This is a genomic window from Streptomyces sp. NPDC002144 (assembly GCF_053593695.1).
This window is the reverse complement of sequence record NZ_JBSFDB010000042.1, coordinates 46,357-67,088: the sequence shown is the minus strand read 5'-3', so window position 1 is coordinate 67,088 and position 20,732 is coordinate 46,357. Positions and strand designations below refer to the sequence as shown.

Genomic DNA, 20,732 nt, shown 5'->3' with positions numbered 1-20,732 from the left:
AGCCATTTGAGCAGCGAAAGGAGTAGATTTACGAGAACCTCTAAATCCTAGAGCTCCTGCACTTGACCAAGAAAGAGCATTACCATGTACATCAGTGATTGTTACGATTGTGTTATTGAATGTTGAACGAATGTGTGCAATACCAGATTCGATATTCTTTTTCACACGACGTTTACGAGTATTCGTTTTACGTGCCATTTAAAGTACCTCCTTTACGGATTATTTTTTCTTGTTAGCTACAGTCTTACGAGGACCTTTGCGTGTACGAGCGTTGTTTTTCGTGTTTTGTCCGCGAACTGGAAGACCACGGCGGTGACGAAGACCACGGTAGCAACCGATCTCCATTAGACGTTTAATGTTAAGTGAAACTTCACGACGAAGGTCACCTTCAACTTTTAATTTGTCAATGATATCACGGATTTTGTTAAGTTCATCTTCCGTTAAGTCACGAACACGAGTATCTTCAGAAACACCAGCTTCTGCTAATACTTTTTGTGCAGTAATTTTTCCGATACCAAAAATGTATGTTAAAGATATTACTACGCGTTTTTCACGTGGAATATCCACACCAGCAATACGTGCCATCTATATGCGCACCTCCTTATAATTAACCTTGTTTTTGTTTATGTTTAGGGTTTTCACAGATAACCATAACTTTCCCACGTCTGCGGATAACTTTGCATTTTTCGCAGATAGGTTTAACAGATGGTCTAACTTTCATTATCCTAACCTCCTTGATAGTACGGAGTGCAATCAGATTATTTAAAGCGGTAAGTAATTCTTCCGCGAGTCAAGTCATATGGAGATAACTCAACCGTTACTTTATCACCAGGTAAAATACGAATAAAATGCATGCGGATTTTACCAGAAACGTGAGCCAATACAGTATGACCATTTTCTAATTCTACCTTAAACATGGCGTTCGGCAAAGTTTCAGTGATTGTGCCTTCAATTTCGATTACATCGTCTTTAGCCATCGAATAAATTCTCCCTTCATTTTAAAATGCGAAATACTTAAAACTAACTATAGCAAAGTGTAGTTCTTCTCTTTTGTAACACGATCGGTGTACATCAACTACTCTGAACTGCTCTATAATATACTAATTTGTCATATAACTGCAACTAATAGATTATAACATAATGTTACACACACGTCGCTATTAATAACAAATTAATAATAAAAATTATAAAATTCCATCAGAATCGACCAATGTGACCACCAACACAGCTAATACTCGTTTAAATGAACTGCCATAAAGCTATATTATATGAAATATTTCTCGCAAACAGTACGATAGAAACAAATAGCCAGTGCTAACTGCGGCGTTTCATCATTTATCGTAATTTCCGCAAAAAAATAAAGTTAAAGCTTCTTCAAGAGTCTAACCGTATTCTTTGCATCACATACACAATTGCTTGATGAATTGCCGTTAAGATCTTCGCATTCCGATATTAAAGAGGAATTACCGATAGCGCACACCTGGTCCAATACCTTATGTCCATAATAGAAAGAATAATAGTTACCTTCTTCACTACTAGATAAAAAAGCAATTCAAGCGGAGCTACCATGAAATCCAAAATACTCTGCACCAATTATCTTAAATTGATTATTCTTCTAACTCACATAAACAGAACAAAGTTCATATTTATGCTTTACTTGTTACAGATATAACCATAGGAATTATTATACCTTTTGAAAAAAGGAAATGCATCATGTTTAGGAATAAACTCCTTAGCCATTTCATCCCAATTCTTCTATTTGATTCTCTGATTTTAGTCCATGCTAGAACAGATTAGTCTAAGCAAAAGTGTTTTATGAATTAAGGATTACTTTAAAGTACTTAGTAATTCATCCAAATCTGAAAATACTTTCGAAATATCTTGTTGGCCATTGATGTTTTTCAGATAGCCTTTTGACTCATAAAAATCAAGTAATGGTTGAGATTGTTTGATGTTAACATCCAAACGGTTTTTAACAGTAGCTTCGTTATCATCTGCACGTTGATATAACTCTCCGCCACAGCGATCACATGTTTCTGAATTAGCCGGCGGGTTGAACACTAAATGATAAGTGGCCCCACAGCTTTTACAGATACGGCGTCCTGTTAGTCTTTCCATTAATATTTCTTGATCAACTTGAACATTGATCACATAATCAAGTTTTTTTACTAAATCAGACAAAATGGATTCTAAAGCTTCAGCTTGTGGAACAGTACGAGGGAATCCGTCTAGAAGAAAACCCTTTTCACAGTCATCCTTACTAAGTCTTTCGCGAACAATACCAATTGTAACTTCATCTGGTACTAATTCACCTTTATCCATAAATGATTTTGCTTTTAGTCCAAGCTCTGTCTCATCTTTCATTGCAGCACGAAACATATCACCAGTTGAGATATGAGGGATGCCATATTTCTCGACAATCTTCTCGGCTTGTGTACCTTTGCCTGCGCCAGGGAGCCCCATTAAGACTAAATTCATGCGTATTCCCCCCTAAATAAAGTCTTGCACATATAATTCAAGGGACAAGCAGTCCCCTAAATTAATTTATTTAATAAATCCTTTATAGTGACGTTTAACTAGCTGTGATTCAAGCTGTTTCATTGTTTCCAGTGCAACACCGACAACGATGAGTAAACTAGTTCCCCCAATTTGAGCGGCCGCGTCGGACCACCCACCCGTCATTCCGCCTCCGCCTCCGCCTTCTTGGCGGCCGCGTCGATCGCCGACAGGGACTTCCGGACCTGGTTACGGTCCGTCGTGTACCAGAAGTCGGGCAGTGACGCCTTCAGATAGCTGCCGTACCGGGCCGTGGCCAGACGCTGGTCGAGTACGGCCACCACACCCCGGTCCCCCGACGCGCGTACGAGGCGGCCGGCGCCCTGAGCCATGAGCAGCGCGGCATGGGTTGCGGCGACCGCCATGAAACCGTTGCCCCCGGCGTCCTCCACCGCCTTCTGGCGGGCGCTCATCAACGGGTCGTCCGGGCGTGGGAACGGGATCTTGTCCATGACGACCAGCTGGCAGCTGGGGCCCGGGACGTCGACCCCCTGCCAGAGCGACAGCGTGCCGAACAGACAGGTCTGCGGGTCGGCCGCGAAGTTCTTGATCAGCTCACCCAGGGTCTCCTCGCCCTGCAGCAGGATCGGGAACTCCGGGATGCGGGAACGGAGTTCCTCGGCGGCGAGCTGGGCGGCCCGCATGGACGAGAAGAGTCCGAGCGTACGGCCGCCCGCCGCCTGGATCAGCTCGGTCAGTTCGTCCAGCATGTCCGCCCGGTCGCCGTCACGCGCGGGGCGCGCCAGGTGCTTGGCGACGTACAGGATGCCCTGCCTGGGGTAGTCGAACGGCGAGCCGACGTCCACGCCTTTCCACTTGGGCACGTCGTCGCCCTCCGTACCCTCGGGGGCGAGTCCGAGCGAGGCGCCGACGCCGTTGAAGTCGCCGCCGAGCTTCAGCGTCGCCGACGTCAGGACGACGGACCGGTCGGCGAACAGCTTCTCCCGCAGCAGGCCCGACACCGACATGGGGGCGACGCGCAAGGAGGCGCCGAAACGGTCGTGGCGCTCGTACCAGACGACGTCCCACTCACTGCCGTTGGTGACGCGCTCCGCCACGTCGTGCACCGCCTCGACGGACGCCAGCGCCTGCTTGCGGACCGCGTCCTCGTCCTGCACGGACTTGTCACGGGTCGCACCGATCGCGGAGATGACCGTGCGGCAGGCGTCGCGCAGCGCCATGAGCGCGTAGCCGAGGTCCTCGGGGATCTCCTCCAGGCGGCCGGGCAGGGCCAGCTCCATGAGCCGCTCGAAGCCCTCGGCGGCGGTCTGGAGCTGGTCGGCGGCCTTCTCGTTGGCCAGCTTGGCGGCGCGGCGCACCGCGCGGTTGACCTGGCCGGGTGTGAGTTCGCCGGTGGCGACGCCGGTGACGCGGGAGACCAGCTCGTGCGCCTCGTCGACGATCAGCACCTCGTGCTGCGGCAGGACCGGCGCGCCCTCGATGGCGTCGATGGCGAGCAGCGCGTGGTTGGTGACGACCACGTCGGAGAGCTTGGCGCGCTCGCGTGCCATCTCGGCGAAGCACTCGGCGCCGTACGCGCACTTCGACGCGCCCAGGCACTCCCGGGACGAGACCGACACCTGGGACCAGGCACGGTCGGAGACGCCGGGGGTGAGGTCGTCACGGTCGCCGGACTCGGTCTCGTCGGCCCAGTCACGCATCCGCAGTAGGTCCTGGCCCAGCTTGCTGGTGGGTGCGGCCGCCTCGAACTGGTCGAACAGGCCCTCTTCCTCGTCCTGCGGAACGCCCTCGTGGAGGCGGTGCAGGCACAGGTAGTTCGATCTGCCCTTCAGCATCGCGAACTCCGGACGGCGGCGCAGCAGGGGGTGCAGGGCCTCGACCGTGCGCGGCAGGTCCCGCTCGACGAGCTGACGCTGCAGGGCGAGGGTCGCCGTCGCCACGACGACTCTCTCCCCGTGCGCGAGCGCGGGCACGAGATAGCCCAGCGACTTTCCGGTACCGGTGCCGGCCTGCACCAGCAGATGGGAGCCGTCGTCGATCGCCTCCGCGACGGCTTCGGCCATGGTCACCTGGCCGGGGCGCTCCGTACCGCCGACGGCAGTGACGGCAGCATGCAGGAGTTCGGGGAGTGAGGGCTTCGTCATAGCGCGACCACCCTACGGCGCCGCACTGACAAAGGGGTGATCAAGGCGGGGACCAGGGGCGGTATCAGGGCCGGGTGCGCCGTGGCCTGGTTCGGATCGGACTGCTTCGGATCGTTGAGGACTGTCGATGACCGTAGATGGACGGGGTGAGTGCGGTTCTGGATGGGCGAGAGCCGCTGTCGCTCGGTTTCGACATCGGTTCGGTGAATTTCGGCGTCGAAGCGACCGGCGCTGCGAAGTGGGAACCGGATCGGCTCGGGCGGTGTACCAAAGGTGACGATGACGTGACACCACGTCACAGCAGATCGCGCAGCAACCGGTCTCGGACCATGAGAGCGGCCCGTTTGGCGGGCAGCTCGACCTCGGCGGAGAACCCGAAACCGGCGCTCAGGAAGGCGGCGATGGAGGGGGTGTTGCGAAGGTCGGGTTCCGCGACGACGCGCGCGCAGACGGGGCGCCTGTCGAGAGCGAGGTCGGCGACGGCTCTGAGCAGGACGCTGCCGATACCTCGCCCACGGTCGGCGACAGCACCGATGAGGAGGTGGATTCCGGTGTCATGAGGTCGGGCGGGATAGTGGCGGGCCAGCGGGTCGAGGTCCGCCCGGTAGATCTCCCAGTAACTCATCGGGGTGCCCTCCAGCACACCGAGGCACGGGACGCTCCGTCCATCGCCGGTGCACTGGGCGCGCAGGTGGTCCTCTGTCACGGACGGAGGTCCGGCCAGCTTCCAGAACTCGGCGACCGCAGGGTCGTTCATCCAGCGGCTGACCAGCGGAAGGTCCCGCTCCATGTGCACGGGGACGAGGTGGAACGCGCCCGCCGGTGTGGTCACAGGCCCCCAGTCTCCGACGTCGTCGAGGAGGTCGCCGTCGATGGAGCGTGCGCCAGAGGGCGCGGTCTTGATCTCACGCCGCTCCGGTGCCTCGTCGGCGTGGGTCCCCTCCTCCTCGGAGAAGAGCGCGATCAGTTCGTCGGGCAGGCGCAGCTCCAGCGTGTCCTCGCTGTCGCTGTCCGTGCTCACGGTGCCGCTCCCGGCCGGAAGGGGGCTGGTCTCGGCGTCGGTGTCGGTACGGGGAGCAGGGGCTGGCGCTGCCTGTGCGTCGGCGTCGATGGAAGACACGGCGACGCTCCTCTCAGAAGTGCGGGTGGGGCATGTTCCTCAGCGATGAAGGGAGTTGGTGCTCGGGAAAGCGGTGTGCGACCAGCTGTTCTCACAGACGGAGGGGATTGGCGATGGTGACGTAGACGGACTGGGTGTCGACCGGGCCGACGAGTTCGTCGAGGCCGTGCAGCCGGGTCAGCAGGTTGGCCTTGCACCGCAGGACGGGCGAGTCGAGCAGGTGGGCCGGGAGCGAAGTGCGCAGAGCAGCGGGACCGGAGGCGACGTCGTCGAGGAAGCGGCGGAAGGCGGCGAGCAGCAGCGCTTCGTCCGCCAGGCACTGGGAGCCGAAAGCCCCGATGAGGCCGAGGACGTTGTTGATCGCGAGGTAGTACGCGAAACGCTCGTCGGTGACCTCGTCGGAAACGAAGGTGTCGCCGCGCTCGCCGATGCCGGGCAGCCGGGCATCGAGTTCCGTGCGGCGGGATTCACGGAAGTAGTAGCCCTGGTTGTCGCGGTAACGGCCGCCTGCGGGCCAGCCGTCGGCATCCAGCAGAAGCAGCGTGTTCTGCTGGTGGGCCTCCAGGGCGATGCCTGCCTCCGCGTCCAGCCACAGAACGGGACGGACGACCTGCTCCAGGTAGCGGAGGAACCACTCGGCGGCCACGGCTCCGCGCGGACGTCCCGTCCGAAGGGCGAGGCGGGTGACGACCGTTGCCAAGCGTGACCCCATCGACTGCGGGTGGGCCTCCGGGCGGTGGGCCGGGCTCGCCGGAAGGACGGACGGGGCCAGGGGCCGGGGCGAGACGAGTCCGGCCACGCAGGAGACGTCGTCGGAGGCGCGGAACGGGTTGTGCCGGATCATCACGTCGAGGCCGGGCACCGGTTCGCCGTCCGGGGTGTCGACGGCGAGCCAGGCCGGGTCACGGACGATGTCGAATCCCGGGTGCGCGGCCCGCCACTGCTGGGACAGGCCGCTGCGCAGCAGGCGGTGGACCTCTACGCCACGATGCAGTTCCTTGCGGAGGTTCTCGCGACGGGAGTTGGTGATGCGCAGGCCCAGCGACAGTTTGAGCATCGCGGGGGCGCCGGTGCGGTGGACGGTGCGTACGGAGGAGGTGGGGTGCCACGGAGAGCCCTGGGGGCCGAGGTTGCGGAGCAGTCCGGCGTCGAACAGGGCCGAGACTTCGGGGCGGCGGCGGACCTCGCGCAGTTGCCAGGGGTGGAGGGGAAGGGCCGCATGACCGTCCGGCAGGGCCAGTTCGGCCTCAACGAGTCGAGCGGTGAGCTGCGGGGCGGGGACGAGGCGGCCGCGCTCGGTCCAGGCGGAGTCGGTGGCGAGCAGGGAGGTAGCGACGGCCAGCCAGTGCAGGGGAAAGGAGCCCCGCAACTCGGGTGAGTACAGGCGCGCTTCGTACTCGGAGAGACCTTCGCGGCTCTTCGGGGTGGGGTGCAGGGGGTGGCCGAGCACCAGTGCCTGCTCGGCGGAGAGGAAGAGGTCGGAGCCGTCGGAAGGGTGCTCCCGGCGTTCACGGATGAAAGTGGCGGTACGACGGGAGGAGTCGGCTACGCGGGTGACCAGGTCGGAAGCGGTCGCGGAGAAGGGAGGGAGAGTGCGCCGCGAGTTCGGGGTGCTGCATGTGGCTGTCTCGCGGGCGAGCAGGGCGGCGATGGTGACGGCATCGGCGGGCGACGACTGATCGGAGGAGCCGGCGAGGTTCGGAAGGCCGAAGCGGTGCCATCCCGAGGGGGACCAGTAGCGGACCGGGACGAGCAGTGCCGTACCGCTGGCGGGCAGGGGGATGCGGAGGGTGCCGCCGTCAGGGGCCGGAAGGTCGGTCTCGCGGACCCAGCAGCGGAGCAGGTTCTCGATGGCCGCGGCGTCGGCTGCGGTGTGTGGATCGGGATGCTCAAGGAGGTCGGCCACGCAGTGGGACGGATCTTCGGCGGGCTCCGACGCGTTGGCTGTGCCCGACGCCCACGACGGGACCCTTCGCTGCGCGGGGACCCTGCCCTCCTCCACGCCCGTTCCGCCCCGCCGCGGGGTTGTTCCCGTCGGTGTGGGCTGGTTCGGGTCGACACACGGTTCGTCGGGGGCGCCGTGGGGGGCCGTGGCAGATCCGGGGGTCTCCGGAGTGGGGGTGGTGTTCAAGGCTGTCCTCATGGTGGCTCTGACTCGCGGGGTGGCGAATCGGGTGCTGCGTCACGGAGTTCAGGTCGGCCTGGGTGTGACCAGGGACGCGCGATCGTCAGTCGCCGCGCCAGCCCGCCCTTTGGGCTCGCTCGTCCTGCCGGCTGCGCGGAGGGGCCCCGTTCGGTCGGCGGGGCACGGGCGGGCTCCCGGCGTGGGCTCGGGCGGCCGCAGCCACGGCGTCGGCCAGGCGATCGAGCACTGCGGCCGCCTGCTCGTCACTGATCGTCAGTGGTGGGAGCAAACGGACGACACTGGCGTGGCGCCCGCCCAGTTCGACGATGAGACCGCGCCGCAGACACTCCCGCTGAACGGCGGCCGCGAGGTCGGGAGCGGCGGGGCGGGGGCCTTGGGACCGCGGAGCCGGCGTGGCGGTTGCACCAGGTTCAGAGGGCACACAGGCACGGGGCTCGGTGAGCTCACCGAGCCCACCGAGCCCACCGGGCTCATAGGGCCCACCGGCGAGACCATCGCGAAAGTCGGCATCAGCGTCACCACCCCCGTCGCCTTCCGCGTCCACGAACTCGATCCCGATCATCAGCCCCCGCCCCCGCACCTCCCCTACGCACGCGAACTCCCGACTGAGCTGTCGGAGTTGGTCCTGCATCCGGGTGCCGAGCGTTGCCGCCCTGACAGCGAGGTCGTTCTGGCGGACGTAGGAGAGGGTCGCCGTGCCCGCGGCCATGGCGAGTTGGTTGCCGCGGAAGGTGCCGGCGTGGGCGCCGGGAGGCCAGACGTCCAGGTCATCGTGGTAGACGATCACCGCGAGGGGGAGGCTGCCGCCGATGGCCTTGGAGAGGACCATGACGTCCGGGGTGATGCCGCTGTGCTCCACCGCCCAGAAGGTCCCCGTGCGGCCGACGCCCGTCTGGACCTCGTCCGCGATCAACGGAATGGCCCGGGCGGCCGTGGCCTCGCGCATCCGCCGCGTCCAGGCGTCCGGCGCGGGAATGACACCGCCCTCGCCCTGGACGGGTTCCAGGATCATCCCGGCGGGGTGCGGCACGCCCGACTTGGGGTCGTCGAGGACGGACTCGGTCCAGCGGGCGGCGAGTTCGGCGCCCTGAGGTCCGCCGATGCCGAAGGGGCAACGGTAGTCCTGCGGGAAGGGCAGCCGGGCGACCCGTACGTCGGGGGCGCCCCCGGAGGCGGCCAGGGCTCCGGCGGTCATCCCGTGGTAGGCGCCCGTGAAGGCCATGATCCCGGTACGGCCGGTCGCGGCCCGTACGAGTTTCAGCGCGGCCTCCACCGCGTCGGTTCCGGCCGGCCCGCAGAACTGCACGCGCGCGTGGTCGGCGAGCCCGGAGGGCAGGGTGCGGAACAACTCGGTGACGAAGGCGTCCTTGACGGGTGTCGCCAGGTCGAGGACGTGCAGGGGTGCGCCCGAGTCCAGGACCTTGCGGATCGCTTCGAGGACGACGGGGTGGTTGTGGCCCAGGGCGAGCGTCCCCGCGCCGGAGAGACAGTCGAGGTAACGGCGCCCGTCTGCGCCCTCGATGGTGAGTCCCCGGGCACGCACGGGAACGATCGGCAGGGCACGCGCATAGGTGCGCGCCGCCGACTCGCGCGCCGACTGACGACGCAGGATCCCGTCGTACGCGCCCCGCGCCGACACGGAGGCCCCACCGGCCGCGCCGATTCCCTCGGACGCACTCCCCTCACACGCAGTCTCGGTCACGACCTCATGTCCTCCCGCTGGGGACCGCCCACGGACAGCAGAACCCCCACCGCTACCAACCTCCTTCGCCGCACCGGGTTACGGGTCGCTTCAAGATCCTTTCCGTGACGGAACCGTTGCCGTTCCGTGGGAAGTCCCCCACAGCGAGCACATAGTGTGTGATGCCGTTCCACACGGGCCCGGTACGGCAGACGGGCCGGTTCGGCAGAAGCCCGGCGCGTTCATCTCAGGGGGAGTTCAGACCATGCGATCCATACGGCCGTCGTTCCACGTCCGGCGAGGCGGGGGTGCGAGTCGCAGGACCACCCCCGTGTTCGCCGCCGTAGCGCTCTCCTCGGTGCTGGCGCTCACCGCGACCGCCTGCAACGGCAACGACACCAACGCGGGCGGTCAGTCCTCCGCGTCCGCGTCCGACACCGCGAGCAGCGGCGACGGCAAGATCAAGATCCCGGACGACATCAGGAAGAAGCTCAAAGAGCACGGGATCGACATCGACAAGTGGAAGAACGGCGCCTGGAAGAACTGGAACAAGGACGACTGGCTGCGCGAGGCCGACGATTTCATCAACCCGATCATCAAGGGCCTGTGGAACACGGACCGGATGCGGCGGGCCGACGACCCGAACAAGAGCGTCGACAACAACGACCTCTCCGGTGACCAGGGCGTGACCGACCCGACGCCCGCGCCGGTGGACGCGAAGGCCGTCGCGCCTACGTACCACGCCAACGCGGCGACCTCCGGCAAGGTGTTCTTCGACTCCCCCCAGGGCACGATGGTCTGTTCGGCGACGGTCGTGGAGGACCCGGCCCACCCCGGCAAGTCCAACCTGATCTGGACGGCGGGGCACTGTGTGCACGCCGGCAGGAAGGGCGGCTGGTACCGCAACATCGCCTTCGTGCCGTCGTACAACGACTCGGGCAGGACGGCGGCCGAGCTGCAGAACGCCACCCGGGAGCAGGTGGCTCCCTACGGCGTCTGGTGGGCGGACTGGGCGCAGACCTCGCAGCAGTGGATCGAGCAGGGCGGTGAGACGGGCGGCGACGGGGCACCGTACGACTACGCCGTCATCCATGTGACGCCGGAGAAGGGCGGGAACGGCAAGTCACTTCAGGAGACGGTCGGGTCGGCGCTTCCTGTGAACTTCAACGCCCCGGCGGTGCCGAAGGTTCCCAGCATCACCGCGACGGGTTATCCGGCTGCGGCGCCGTTCGACGGACAGAAGATGTACCGGTGCACGGACAAGCCGGGACGGCTGTCGCTGAACGCCTCCGATCCGACGATGTACCGCATCGGCTGCACCATGACCGGCGGTTCCTCGGGCGGTGGCTGGGTCGAGACCGGCTCGGACGGCGAGCCCGCGCTGGTGTCGAACACCTCGATCGGCCCGGTCAGTTCGGGCTGGCTGGCGGGACCGAGGCTGGGTGACGTGGCCAAGGGCGTGTACGCGTCCGTGAGCAAGAAGTTCGCCGGTCAGTGACCGGCCGGTAGGCACAGGCGGGGCCGGGGCGCCTCACAAAAACCTTCACCGTCCCGTCCCCGTTCGCCCTCAACCGCGCGGGCACAGTGGTGTCGCTCGTGACCCCGGGACATGGCGAAGGCCCGCCCTCCGAACATTCGGGGGGCGGGCCTTCGCGCTGTCGGTCAGACCGCGGGGACGGGCACGTACGGCGCGAGGTCCGCCGCCAGTTCCTCGTGCACCCGCGCCTTGAGCAGGGTGCCCTCCGGGGTGTGCTCCTCGGAGATCACCTCGCCCTCGTCGTGCGCGCGAGCCACCAGCTTGCCGTGGGTGTACGGCACCAGTGCCTCGATCTCGACGGACGGCCGGGGCAGCTCGTTGTCGATGAGGGCGAGCAGTTCCGCGATGCCCTGGCCGGTGCGTGCCGAGACGGCGATCGAACGCTTCTCGACCCGCAGCAGCCGCTGCAGGGTCAGCGGGTCGGCCGCGTCCGCCTTGTTGATCACGACGAACTCCGGCACGTCGACGGCGCCGACGTCCCTGATCACCTCGCGCACGGCGGCGAGCTGCTCCTCCGGGTTCGGGTGCGAGCCGTCCACCACGTGCAGGATCAGGTCGGACTCGCCGACCTCCTCCATGGTGGAGCGGAACGCCTCGACCAGGTGGTGCGGCAGGTGGCGTACGAAGCCGACGGTGTCCGCCAGCGTGTACAGCCGGCCGCTCGGGGTCTCGGCCCGGCGCACGGTCGGGTCCAGGGTCGCGAACAGGGCGTTCTCGACCAGCACGCCCGCGCCCGTGAGGCGGTTGAGCAGGGAGGACTTGCCGGCGTTGGTGTAACCGGCGATGGCGACCGACGGCACCTTGTTGCGCTTGCGCTCCTGGCGCTTGATCTCACGGCCGGTCTTCATGTCCGCGATCTCCCGGCGCATCTTCGCCATCTTCTCGCGGATCCGCCGCCGGTCCGTCTCGATCTTGGTCTCACCGGGACCACGGGTGGCGAGGCCGCCGCCCTTGCCGCCGCCCATCTGCCGCGACAGCGACTGACCCCAGCCTCGCAGCCTCGGCAGCATGTACTGCATCTGCGCGAGCGCGACCTGCGCCTTGCCCTCCCGGGACTTGGCGTGCTGGGCGAAGATGTCCAGGATCAGGGCCGTACGGTCGATGACCTTGACCTTGACGACGTCCTCGAGGTGGATGAGCTGGCCGGGGCTGAGCTCACCGTCACAGATCACGGTGTCGGCGCCGGTCTCGACGACGATGTCCCGCAGCTCGACCGCCTTGCCGGAGCCGATGTAGGTCGCCGCGTCGGGCTCGCTGCGGCGCTGGATCACGCCGTCGAGCACGAGCGCGCCGGCGGTCTCGGCGAGGGCGGCGAGCTCCGCGAGGGAGTTGTCCGCGTCCTGGGCGGTCCCGGAGGTCCAGACGCCGACGAGGACGACCCGCTCCAGCCGGAGCTGGCGGTACTCGACCTCGGTGACGTCCTGGAGCTCGGTGGAGAGCCCGGCGACACGGCGCAGGGCCGCGCGCTCTGAGCGGTCGAACTGGTCGCCGTCCCGCTCTCCGTCGATCTCGTGGCTCCAGGCGACGTCCTCTTCCATCAGGGCATCGGCCCGAAGACCTTCGGGATAGGTGTGCGCGAAGCGCTGCGTGTCCTGGGAAGGGGATGAAGAGGAGGTCATTGGATCCTTACGTCGATGGGCAGTGAGTCTGCGGCGTCGTAGTGCACAACGCACGAGTACCCCTGGAGATTCCCGAGTCCCGTGCCGCGCCGGCCAGAAGATGGTCGCACGGTACGGGACGTCTCGTCATCGCCTTATTTCCGCGGTCCCGCCTTGCCGGGCGCGACCGACGTCCAGTCCGGGTGGCCGGGCATGGGCGGGGTCTTCTCGCCGTACAGCCAGGCCTTGAAGAAGCCGCCGAGGTCACGTCCGGAGATGTCGGAGGCGAGCCGTTCGAAGTCGGCGGTGGTGGCGGTGCCGTCGCGGTGCAGGGCCACCCAGGCGCGTTCGAGGCGCTCGAAACGCTCGCGGCCGATCTCCTGGCGCAGGGCGTAGAGGGCGAGGGCGGCGCCGTCGTAGACGTTCGGCCGGAAGAGGCTGATCTTCTGGCCGGGGGCGGGTGCCTTGGGAGCGGCAGGGGGTCCTCCGGCCGCGCGCCAGCGGTCGGAGGCGGCGTACGCGGCCTTCATGCGCGCCTCCATGGGCTTGCCGGCCTTCTCCTCCGCAAACAGGGCCTCGTACCAGGTGGCGTGTCCCTCGTTGAGCCACAGGTCGGACCAGGTGCGGGGGCTGACGCTGTCGCCGAACCACTGGTGGGACAGCTCGTGCACCATGATCGACTCGACGTACCACTTGGGGTAGGCGGGCTCGGTGAAGAGCTCTCTCTCGAAGAGAGAGAGCGTCTGCGTCTCGAGTTCGAAGCCGGTGGTGGCCTGGGCCATGAGAAGGCCGTACGTCTCGAAGGGGTACGGGCCGACCTTGCTCTCCATCCAGGCGATCTGGTCGGGTGTTCTGGCCAGCCAGGGTTCGAGCACCTTCACGTCCTTGGTGGGGACGACGTCGCGCACGGGCAGGGCGTGGGGCCCCTCGCGGTGCAGGACGGTGGAGCGGCCGATGGACACCTGGGCGAGCTCGGTGGCCATCGGATGCCGGGTGCGGTACGTCCATGCGGTGGACCGGCCGACGCGGTCGACGCCGGAGGGCAGACCGTTGGCGACGGCCGTGTAGCCGTTGGGCGCGGTGATCCGGATGGTGAACATCGCCTTGTCGGAGGGGTGGTCGTTGCACGGGAACACCAGGTGCGCGGCGTCGGCCTGATTGGCCATGGCGAGGCCGTCCGAGGTGCGCACCCAGCCGCCGTCCCCGTCCCCGGTCTCCGTGGGGTCGCTGGTGTGCCGCACGCTGATCCGCGTCCAGCTGCCCTCCTGCAGCGGCTCCTCCGGCGTGACGACAAGGTCCTCGCCGGCGCCGGCGAAGGAGGCGGGCTCACCGTCGACCTCGACGGACTCCACCTTGCCGTGCGCGAAGTCGAGGTTCAGGCGATCGAGGTCCCGGGTGGTCCAGGCGTCGATCGTGGTGACCGCCTGCAGGGGCTTGCTGTTGGAGCCGGAATAGGTGAAGGAGAGGTCGTACGACGCCACGTCGTACCCCGGGTTGCCGAGGTACGGGAAGAGACGGTCACCGATGCCGAGAGGCGCCGGCGGGGCGCTCGCGGCGAGAAGGCAGACCGAGACGGCGGAGGCGAGCAGCGCGGCCGCCTTGAGCCGGCGGGGCTTTCCGGTGTGGGGGGCGACGGCACGCGCGCGCGTGGAGGCCGCCAGAGCGCGGGGGGTGAGCAGCATGGACCACGGCTACCAGTGCGCATACGCCCCACGGAGCCGACGCGCACCCGTACCACCCGAACGGGTCGGAGGCGCGCACGCATGCGCCACACGCCGGGCACGACATCACGCACCGCCCCCGTACGCACACGCCGCTACCGACAGTGGGGCGTGTGCAGGACGAGTGAGGAGGCTGCGGGACGGCGTGCGGCGGGCCCGGCGGGTGCGCGTGCGGGTGCAGTGCAGGCGTAGGGCGTGGAGGACAGGCGGCGGTCTGCCCCGCTGCCGCTCTGCACACCCCTCACCGAGCGTGACCACCCCACGCGAGCGTGCGCAGCGAACGCCGGCCATCTCCGCGCGCGCCGGCCGCCTCCGCCGCACGCCGGGCCCGCACCCCGCGCTCCGCTTTACCTCACCGCGCGCCCGTCTCCTTCGCCGCGCGCCCGACCCGCACCACGCGCGCCCCCCTTCAGCGCACGCCGGGCATGTGCGCCGTACGCCTCCCTTGCTCAAGGGCCAAGCGCGCCCCCTGCCATAAGCGGGTGGCTCCGCTCAGCGCAGTGGGGGCCCCACGCGCGCGTGGCAGCCGTCAGGCGGGCGGGCGCGGTTTCACGTGTTGGATGGGTGCGGCTGGGTTCGGTTCACGTCGTACACGCCTGGCACGTTGCGCATGGCCCGCATGAGGGCCGGCAGGAGGGCCGCGTCGGGAAGTTGGACGGTGTACGTGTGCCGGACGCGCTGTTGGGTCGGGGGCTCGATGGTCGCGGAGACGATCTCGGCACCCTCGAGGGCCATCGCCTCCGTGAGGTCCGCCAGGAGGTGCGGACGGACGAACGATTCGGCGAGCAGGGTGACCCGGCACTCGGTGGTGTCCCCCCAGCGCACCCCTACCTCCGCGCGCCCCCCGCTCTTCATCCGCGCCACGGCGGCGCATTCGAGCCGGTGAACGGTGACCACACCACCGCGCACGGCGAACCCGGTCACCTCGTCGGGCGGCACGGGCGTGCAGCACCCCGCCAGGCGTACCGTCGCGTCGGGCTGGTCGACGATGACGTCCGCGGCGGGCGGGGCGACCGCCCCCTCGGGCGTGGGCCGGCGAGCGGACGAGGGCTCGGCGTCGTCCGCCGTGTCCGTGTGCGCCGGATGGGCCGCCAGCCAGCGCTGGATGGCGATGCGCGCGGCCGGCGTGTGGGCATGCTCCAGCCACTCCCTGGAGGGCTCGGAGGCGGGGTCCTGTCCCATGAGCAGCTGGACGGTGTCGCCGTCCTGAAGCACCGTGCTCAGCGTCGCCAGGCGGCCGTTCACGCGGGCGCCGATGCACGCGTGCGCGTCCTCGCCGTACTGCGCGTACGCGGCGTCCACGCAGGTGGCGCCCTCGGGCAGGCCCAGCGTGCCGCCGTCGGGGCGGAAGACGGTGATCTCGCGGTCCTGGGCGAGGTCCTCACGCAGGGTCGACCAGAAGGTGTCGGTGTCGGGAGCCGCCTCCTGCCAGTCGAGGAGGCGGGAGAGCCAGCCGGGCCGCGTGGGGTCGGCGCGCTCGCCGTCGGCCGGGTCGTCGGGGGCGGGCGCGTACGGGTTGCCCAGCGCGATGACGCCCGCCTCGGCGACCTTGTGCATCTGGTGGGTACGGATGAGAACTTCGGCGACCTGCCCGTCCTGGCGGGCGACCGCGGTGTGCAGCGACTGGTACAGGTTGAACTTCGGTACCGCGATGAAGTCCTTGAACTCCGAGACGACCGGCGTCATACAGGTGTGGAGTTCGCCGAGGACGCCGTAACAGTCCGCGTCCTCGTTGACGAGCACCAGCAGCCTGCCGAAGTCCGTGCCGCGCAGCTCCCCGCGCTTGCGGGCGACGCGGTGCACGGAGACGAAGTGCCGTGGCCGGATCACGACTTCGGCCGGGATGTCGGCCTCGCGCAGCACGCCGCGCACCTCGTCGGCGACGTCGGCGAGCGGGTCGTCCGCGCGGGAGGCGTTGTCGACGATCAACTCCCGCGTGTGTTCGTACTCCTCGGGGTGGAGGATCGCGAAGACCAGGTCCTCCAGCTCGGTCTTGAGCGCCTGGACGCCGAGCCGTTCGGCGAGCGGGATGAGGACGTCCCGGGTGACCTTGGCGATGCGGGCCTGTTTCTCGGGGCGCATGACACCGAGGGTCCGCATGTTGTGAAGCCGGTCGGCGAGTTTGATCGACATCACCCGGACGTCACTGCCCGCGGCGACCAGCATCTTGCGGAAGGTCTCGGGCTCGGCGGCGGCGCCGTAGTCGACCTTCTCCAACTTGGTGACGCCGTCGACGAGATAGCGGACCTCGGCGCCGAACTGCTCCCCGACCTGATCCAGCGTCACGTCGGTGTCCTCGACGGTGTCATGGAGCAGAGAGGCCGTCAGGGTCGTTGTCTCGGCGCCGAGTTCGGCGAGGATCAGGGTGACCGCGAGGGGGTGCGTGATGTAGGGCTCGCCGCTCTTGCGCATCTGGCCGCGGTGCGAGGACTCGGCCAGCACATAGGCGCGGTGCAGGGGGTCGAGGTCGGCGCTCGGGTGGTGCGCGCGGTGCGCGTCGACGACATGGCCGATGGCGTCGGGCAGCCGGTCGCGGGCCGCGGGGCCGAGCAGGGCGGCGCGTCCCAGGCGGCGCAGGTCGATCCGCGCCCGCCAGCGCGCCGCCGGGCTCGATACCGGACCTGGGGTCGCGGGATTCGTGGCCTCCGCACTCATGGGCACCTCCGGCTGCGTGGACCGGCGGACGGGGTGCCCCAGGGCGGACACGGCTCAGGGGGTGGCAACGGTCCCCCGTCCGGGCCGGTGCTTGATGCTACCGAGCCCATCACGCGCGTCTGACCGCCTCTCGCCGAGCGTGAAACGGATCACCCATTCGAGCGAAGGTCCGGAGGTTTACGGTTTCGCGCCACGCGAATGGCGGATGGCTGTGCTTTCGAACTTCCGCACGGCACCTCAGTAGTTGACACCCGCACCACTGGGCGCGATTGCCTACGATCCGAAGCCCGCACGGCGCTCAGCGGAGAAACGATTCCAGCCACTCGGCGTCGATCTCGCCCTCGGCGACGATCACCGCGGGACCGGTCATCTCGATCTCACCGTCGGGTCGCTCGGTGATCACGAGCGTTCCGCCGGGCACGTCGACGGTGTACGTCACCGGTGTCCCGGTGACCGCCGGGTCGGCGCCGTCGCGGCGGGCGGTGGCCACGGCGACCGCGCACGCGCCCGTGCCGCACGACCGGGTCTCGCCGGAGCCGCGCTCGTGCACGCGCAGGGCGACATGGCGCGAGCCGCGGTCGACCACGAACTCCACGTTCACCCCGTCCGGGTAGGCGGAGGCCGGGCTGAAGGGGGGCGGCGCGTACAGGTTCCCGGCGTGTGCGAGGTCGTCCACGAAGGCCACGGCGTGCGGGTTGCCCATGTTCACGTTCCGCGCGGGCCAGCTGCGCTCGCCGACGCTCACCGTGACGTCCGCCTCGGGGAGCAGCGCCTTGCCCATGCCGACGGTGATGTCACCCGCGGAGCCGCTGCCGGACGCGGTCTTGGCGATGTGCACGGTCTTCACTCCCCCGCGCGTGGCCACCGCGAGATCGCCCTCGGCGACATGACCGGCGCGCTGGAGGTAGCGCGCGAAGACGCGCACGCCGTTGCCGCACATCTCCGCGACCGAGCCGTCGCCGTTGCGGTAGTCCATGAACCACTCGGCCTCGGACGCCATGTGCCGCGCCTCGGGGTGGGCGGCGGATCGCACGACGTGCAGCAGACCGTCACCGCCGATGCCCGCCCGGCGGTCGCACAGGGCGGCGACGGCGGCCGGGGGCAGCTCGATGGTGTTCTCGGGGTCCGGGACGATCACGAAGTCGTTCTCGGTGCCGTGGCCCTTGAGGAAGGCGATCCGCGCGCGCGTGCTCATGCCTCGATCGTACGGTGCCCCTCGGACCGCGCCGAAAAGGCACCGTCTACCGCAGCCGGGCGACTCTCCACACGGCGAGCACGATGATCGCGGCGACCACGACGACGTAGGCCAGGACCACCCGCCAGTCCGGTCTGCGGCCGGAGCCGCGCTGCGGCAGCCCGGGCCAGGTGTAGCCCACCCGGCGGGCCGCCATCATGCCCCAACCCGCCGCACAGGAGCAGATCAGCAGGCCCAGCATGGCGATCACCGCGCCGCTGTCGCCGAAGTCGAAGGCGAGCGGGAAAGCGAACATCAGGGAGCCGACCGCCGCCAGGGCGACGATGGGGGCGAGCTGCCAGATGCGCAGCCTGCGCTGCGGGCGCAGCTCGACCTCGACCTCGGGCCCGCCCGCGAACATCTCCTCGGGCTCGGGGCCGTCGGCGGTCACTCCGCCCTGCATCTCGTCGGGCCCGTCGGGGCTCAGACGATCCTCGTCCTGCTCCGGCTCACCGCTGTCGACGGTGAGGGGCTCCGTGCCTTGTGCAGTGTCGCGAGGGCCGGCCTCCATCGCCACGCGCCCTCCCAACTCGGACTCCACTTGGTCGATCGAAGCTCGATGATGGCACGGCGCCGGAGGCCCGGACGGCGGCCTGAGCGTCCCGATGCCATGACGTGATCAGGCTGTAACCGGTCGTTCGACCAACGCCAGTGCGAGCCGCGGAAGTTCTGTGACGTCCGCCGCAGCCCCACTGAGCCAGTTCACCCGTGGGTCGCGCCTGAACCATGAATCCTGACGGCGCGCGAAGCGCTTGGTGGCGCGTACGGTCTCGACCCGCGCCTCCTCCAGCGTGCACTCCCCCGAGAGCGCCGCGAGCACCTGCTGGTAGCCCAGCGCGCGCGAGGCCGTACGCCCCTCGCGCAGGCCGCGCGCCTCCAGCGCGCGCACCTCGTCCACGAGCCCCGCCTCCCACATGCGGTCCACCCGGCGGGTGATGCGGTCGTCGAGCTCGGGGCGGGCCACGTCGACGCCGATCTGAACGGTGTCATAGACCGAGTCATGGCCGGGCAGGTTGGCGGTGAAGGGGCGGCCGGTGATCTCGATCACTTCGAGGGCCCTGACGATACGGCGGCCGTTGCTCGGCAGGATCGCCTGCGCCGCCCCGGGGTCGGCCGCGGCCAGACGCGCGTGCAGCGCGCCGGAACCACGCAGCGTTAGTTCGTCCTCGAGCCGGGCCCGGACCTCGGGGTCGGTGCCGGGGAACTCCAGGTTGTCGACGGCCCCGCGGACGTACAGACCGGAACCGCCGACCAGGACGGGCCAGCGGCCCTCGGCGAGCAGGGCGTCGATCCGCGCGCGGGCGAGCTTCTGGTACTCGGCGACGGACGCCGTGACCGTCACGTCCCAGATGTCCAGGAGGTGGTGCGGGACGCCGCCGCGCTCCTCGGGCGTCAGCTTGGCGGTGCCGATGTCCATCCCCTGGTAGAGCTGCATGGAGTCGGCGTTGACGACCTCCCCGCCCAGGCGCTGGGCGAGGAAGACGCCCAGATCGGACTTTCCGGCCGCGGTGGGACCGACGACGGCGATGACTCGGGGGGCGGGGGGTGCGCTGCTCACCGGACCAGTCTCCCAAACGCGGGGAGCACTCCTCGAACGAGTTACGTGACGGGGCGTGGCCGAGGTCGTTGCCCGTTGCGAGGTTTTCGCCGCCGCTTTCCGCGGGCGGCGAGCCGGGCGACGCGAACGGGCGCACCGGACGACGCGGGATTTCCCCCGCACGAGTAACGTATGGAGTGGATATGGGCGTTTTCGCACGACTTCTCCGGAGGTCGAAGGCCACGGAGGAGGCGTCAACCGCGGCGGCTCAGGACGGCACACCGACGGCGCAGTCCGAGGCGGCGGCGGTAGAGCCGGCGGAGACCAAGGAGTCCGCCGAGGCCAACGAGCCGGCGGAGGCCGAGCGGACGACGGGCGAGGCTGACGGGGACACCTCCGGCGAGAGCGTCGAGATCCCCCAGCAGCAGTCCGCCGAGGAGGCTGCCGACAGCGAGGCCGGCGAGGGCGCCCGCACGTAACGGCGCCGCGCGCGAGCGCCCCGGGAACGGACAACGGCCCGGGCTACAGGGAAGGTGGACCATGGGTCTCCTGCACAATCTGAGGGCCAAGCTCTCCCCGGCGAAGGACAAGGTCTCGGGCCTCGCGCAGCAGCACGGGGACAAGATCTCGCACGGTCTCGACAGGGCCGCGAAGGTGGTCGACGAGAAGACCAAGGGCAAGTACAGCGCCAGGATCCAGACGGGGACGGGCAAGGCCAAGGGCGCCATGGACCGGCTCGCGCACAAGGGCGACACGGGGACGGGCACCGGCACGGTGCCGCCGGACACCCCGACACCGCCGGCTTCCTGACCTTCCCGGCGCATCGGCGGACGGCCGCGGGG

General features: G+C 66.7%; 18 protein-coding genes. 3 read left to right on the top strand and 15 right to left on the bottom strand.

Features of this window, described 5'->3' with window-relative positions:
- The 9 genes from rpsK to ACWCQ1_RS40540 all read right to left on the bottom strand — a co-directional run.
- A partial coding sequence (gene rpsK / locus ACWCQ1_RS40580) for a 30S ribosomal protein S11 (RefSeq protein ID WP_451028670.1) occupies positions 1-198 on the bottom strand: 198 nt, incomplete at its 3' end.
- A gap of 21 nt (positions 199-219) precedes the next feature.
- A complete protein-coding gene (gene rpsM / locus ACWCQ1_RS40575; protein ID WP_127742447.1) occupies positions 220-585 on the bottom strand; it encodes a 30S ribosomal protein S13 in 366 nt (121 codons plus the stop codon).
- A gap of 22 nt (positions 586-607) precedes the next feature.
- Entirely contained in the window at positions 608-721 is a 114-nt protein-coding gene (gene rpmJ / locus ACWCQ1_RS40570) for a 50S ribosomal protein L36 (protein ID WP_000868344.1), read from the bottom strand.
- Positions 722-758: 37 nt separating this feature from the next.
- On the bottom strand, positions 759-977 hold the full coding sequence (infA, locus tag ACWCQ1_RS40565; protein ID WP_016204578.1) for a translation initiation factor IF-1: 219 nt from the start codon (positions 975-977) through the stop codon (positions 759-761).
- Positions 978-1,827: 850 nt separating this feature from the next.
- Positions 1,828-2,478, bottom strand: a complete 651-nt coding sequence (locus ACWCQ1_RS40560; protein ID WP_127742445.1) for an adenylate kinase — start codon at positions 2,476-2,478, stop codon at positions 1,828-1,830.
- A 200-nt stretch (positions 2,479-2,678) separates the two neighbouring features.
- Positions 2,679-4,661 (bottom strand): ATP-dependent DNA helicase, encoded by a 1,983-nt coding sequence (locus ACWCQ1_RS40555; RefSeq protein ID WP_451028669.1) that lies wholly within the window; start codon positions 4,659-4,661, stop codon positions 2,679-2,681.
- A 295-nt stretch (positions 4,662-4,956) separates the two neighbouring features.
- A complete protein-coding gene (locus tag ACWCQ1_RS40550) occupies positions 4,957-5,781 on the bottom strand; it encodes a GNAT family N-acetyltransferase (RefSeq protein WP_451028668.1) in 825 nt (274 codons plus the stop codon).
- A 91-nt stretch (positions 5,782-5,872) separates the two neighbouring features.
- Positions 5,873-7,924 carry an IucA/IucC family protein gene (locus ACWCQ1_RS40545; RefSeq protein WP_358606240.1) on the bottom strand — a complete coding sequence of 684 codons (2,052 nt, stop codon included), beginning with the start codon at positions 7,922-7,924 and terminating at the stop codon, positions 5,873-5,875.
- A gap of 85 nt (positions 7,925-8,009) precedes the next feature.
- Positions 8,010-9,590 carry a diaminobutyrate--2-oxoglutarate transaminase family protein gene (locus ACWCQ1_RS40540; protein ID WP_451028671.1) on the bottom strand — a complete coding sequence of 527 codons (1,581 nt, stop codon included), beginning with the start codon at positions 9,588-9,590 and terminating at the stop codon, positions 8,010-8,012.
- Positions 9,591-9,873: 283 nt separating this feature from the next.
- Between ACWCQ1_RS40540 and ACWCQ1_RS40535 the strand changes: the two genes are divergently transcribed.
- Positions 9,874-11,106: a serine protease family protein gene (locus ACWCQ1_RS40535; RefSeq protein WP_133046172.1), complete on the top strand. Its 1,233-nt coding sequence runs from the start codon at positions 9,874-9,876 to the stop codon at positions 11,104-11,106.
- Positions 11,107-11,270: 164 nt separating this feature from the next.
- On the opposite strand, the gene hflX is transcribed toward ACWCQ1_RS40535, so the two are convergent.
- The 6 genes from hflX to miaA form a co-directional block, all read right to left on the bottom strand.
- Positions 11,271-12,764, bottom strand: coding sequence for a GTPase HflX (gene hflX / locus ACWCQ1_RS40530; RefSeq protein ID WP_358606246.1), 1,494 nt, complete (start codon positions 12,762-12,764; stop codon positions 11,271-11,273).
- Positions 12,765-12,898: 134 nt separating this feature from the next.
- A complete protein-coding gene (locus tag ACWCQ1_RS40525) occupies positions 12,899-14,425 on the bottom strand; it encodes a M1 family metallopeptidase (RefSeq protein ID WP_451028667.1) in 1,527 nt (508 codons plus the stop codon).
- A 588-nt stretch (positions 14,426-15,013) separates the two neighbouring features.
- Entirely contained in the window at positions 15,014-17,119 is a 2,106-nt protein-coding gene (locus ACWCQ1_RS40520) for a RelA/SpoT family protein (RefSeq protein ID WP_358606252.1), read from the bottom strand.
- 298 nt (positions 17,120-17,417) lie between these two features.
- Positions 17,418-18,314 (bottom strand): diaminopimelate epimerase, encoded by an 897-nt coding sequence (gene dapF / locus ACWCQ1_RS40515; protein ID WP_358606255.1) that lies wholly within the window; start codon positions 18,312-18,314, stop codon positions 17,418-17,420.
- Positions 18,315-18,360: 46 nt separating this feature from the next.
- Positions 18,361-18,864 carry a hypothetical protein gene (locus ACWCQ1_RS40510; protein ID WP_133046224.1) on the bottom strand — a complete coding sequence of 168 codons (504 nt, stop codon included), beginning with the start codon at positions 18,862-18,864 and terminating at the stop codon, positions 18,361-18,363.
- Positions 18,865-18,972: 108 nt separating this feature from the next.
- Positions 18,973-19,911 carry a tRNA (adenosine(37)-N6)-dimethylallyltransferase MiaA gene (gene miaA / locus ACWCQ1_RS40505; RefSeq protein ID WP_358606258.1) on the bottom strand — a complete coding sequence of 313 codons (939 nt, stop codon included), beginning with the start codon at positions 19,909-19,911 and terminating at the stop codon, positions 18,973-18,975.
- A 182-nt stretch (positions 19,912-20,093) separates the two neighbouring features.
- Between miaA and ACWCQ1_RS40500 the strand changes: the two genes are divergently transcribed.
- Complete coding sequence (locus tag ACWCQ1_RS40500) at positions 20,094-20,369, top strand: hypothetical protein (protein WP_451028666.1); 276 nt, start codon at positions 20,094-20,096, stop codon at positions 20,367-20,369.
- A gap of 61 nt (positions 20,370-20,430) precedes the next feature.
- Entirely contained in the window at positions 20,431-20,700 is a 270-nt protein-coding gene (locus tag ACWCQ1_RS40495) for an antitoxin (RefSeq protein WP_133046179.1), read from the top strand.
- Positions 20,701-20,732 lie beyond the last annotated feature (32 nt).

Excerpts from the sequence above, each read along its gene's own strand:
- rpsM (WP_127742447.1), bottom strand. The coding sequence starts at position 585 with ATGGCACGTATTGCTGGTGTGGATATTCCACGTGAAAAACGCGTAGTA.
- rpmJ (WP_000868344.1), bottom strand. The coding sequence starts at position 721 with ATGAAAGTTAGACCATCTGTTAAACCTATCTGCGAAAAATGCAAAGTT.
- infA (WP_016204578.1), bottom strand. The coding sequence starts at position 977 with ATGGCTAAAGACGATGTAATCGAAATTGAAGGCACAATCACTGAAACT.
- ACWCQ1_RS40560 (WP_127742445.1), bottom strand. The coding sequence starts at position 2,478 with ATGAATTTAGTCTTAATGGGGCTCCCTGGCGCAGGCAAAGGTACACAA.
- ACWCQ1_RS40555 (WP_451028669.1), bottom strand. The coding sequence starts at position 4,661 with ATGACGAAGCCCTCACTCCCCGAACTCCTGCATGCTGCCGTCACTGCC.
- ACWCQ1_RS40545 (WP_358606240.1), bottom strand. The coding sequence starts at position 7,924 with ATGAGGACAGCCTTGAACACCACCCCCACTCCGGAGACCCCCGGATCT.
- ACWCQ1_RS40535 (WP_133046172.1), top strand. The coding sequence starts at position 9,874 with ATGCGATCCATACGGCCGTCGTTCCACGTCCGGCGAGGCGGGGGTGCG.
- hflX (WP_358606246.1), bottom strand. The coding sequence starts at position 12,764 with ATGACCTCCTCTTCATCCCCTTCCCAGGACACGCAGCGCTTCGCGCAC.
- ACWCQ1_RS40525 (WP_451028667.1), bottom strand. The coding sequence starts at position 14,425 with ATGCTGCTCACCCCCCGCGCTCTGGCGGCCTCCACGCGCGCGCGTGCC.
- ACWCQ1_RS40520 (WP_358606252.1), bottom strand. The coding sequence starts at position 17,119 with ATGAGTGCGGAGGCCACGAATCCCGCGACCCCAGGTCCGGTATCGAGC.
- dapF (WP_358606255.1), bottom strand. The coding sequence starts at position 18,314 with ATGAGCACGCGCGCGCGGATCGCCTTCCTCAAGGGCCACGGCACCGAG.
- ACWCQ1_RS40510 (WP_133046224.1), bottom strand. The coding sequence starts at position 18,864 with ATGGAGGCCGGCCCTCGCGACACTGCACAAGGCACGGAGCCCCTCACC.
- ACWCQ1_RS40500 (WP_451028666.1), top strand. The coding sequence starts at position 20,094 with ATGGGCGTTTTCGCACGACTTCTCCGGAGGTCGAAGGCCACGGAGGAG.
- ACWCQ1_RS40495 (WP_133046179.1), top strand. The coding sequence starts at position 20,431 with ATGGGTCTCCTGCACAATCTGAGGGCCAAGCTCTCCCCGGCGAAGGAC.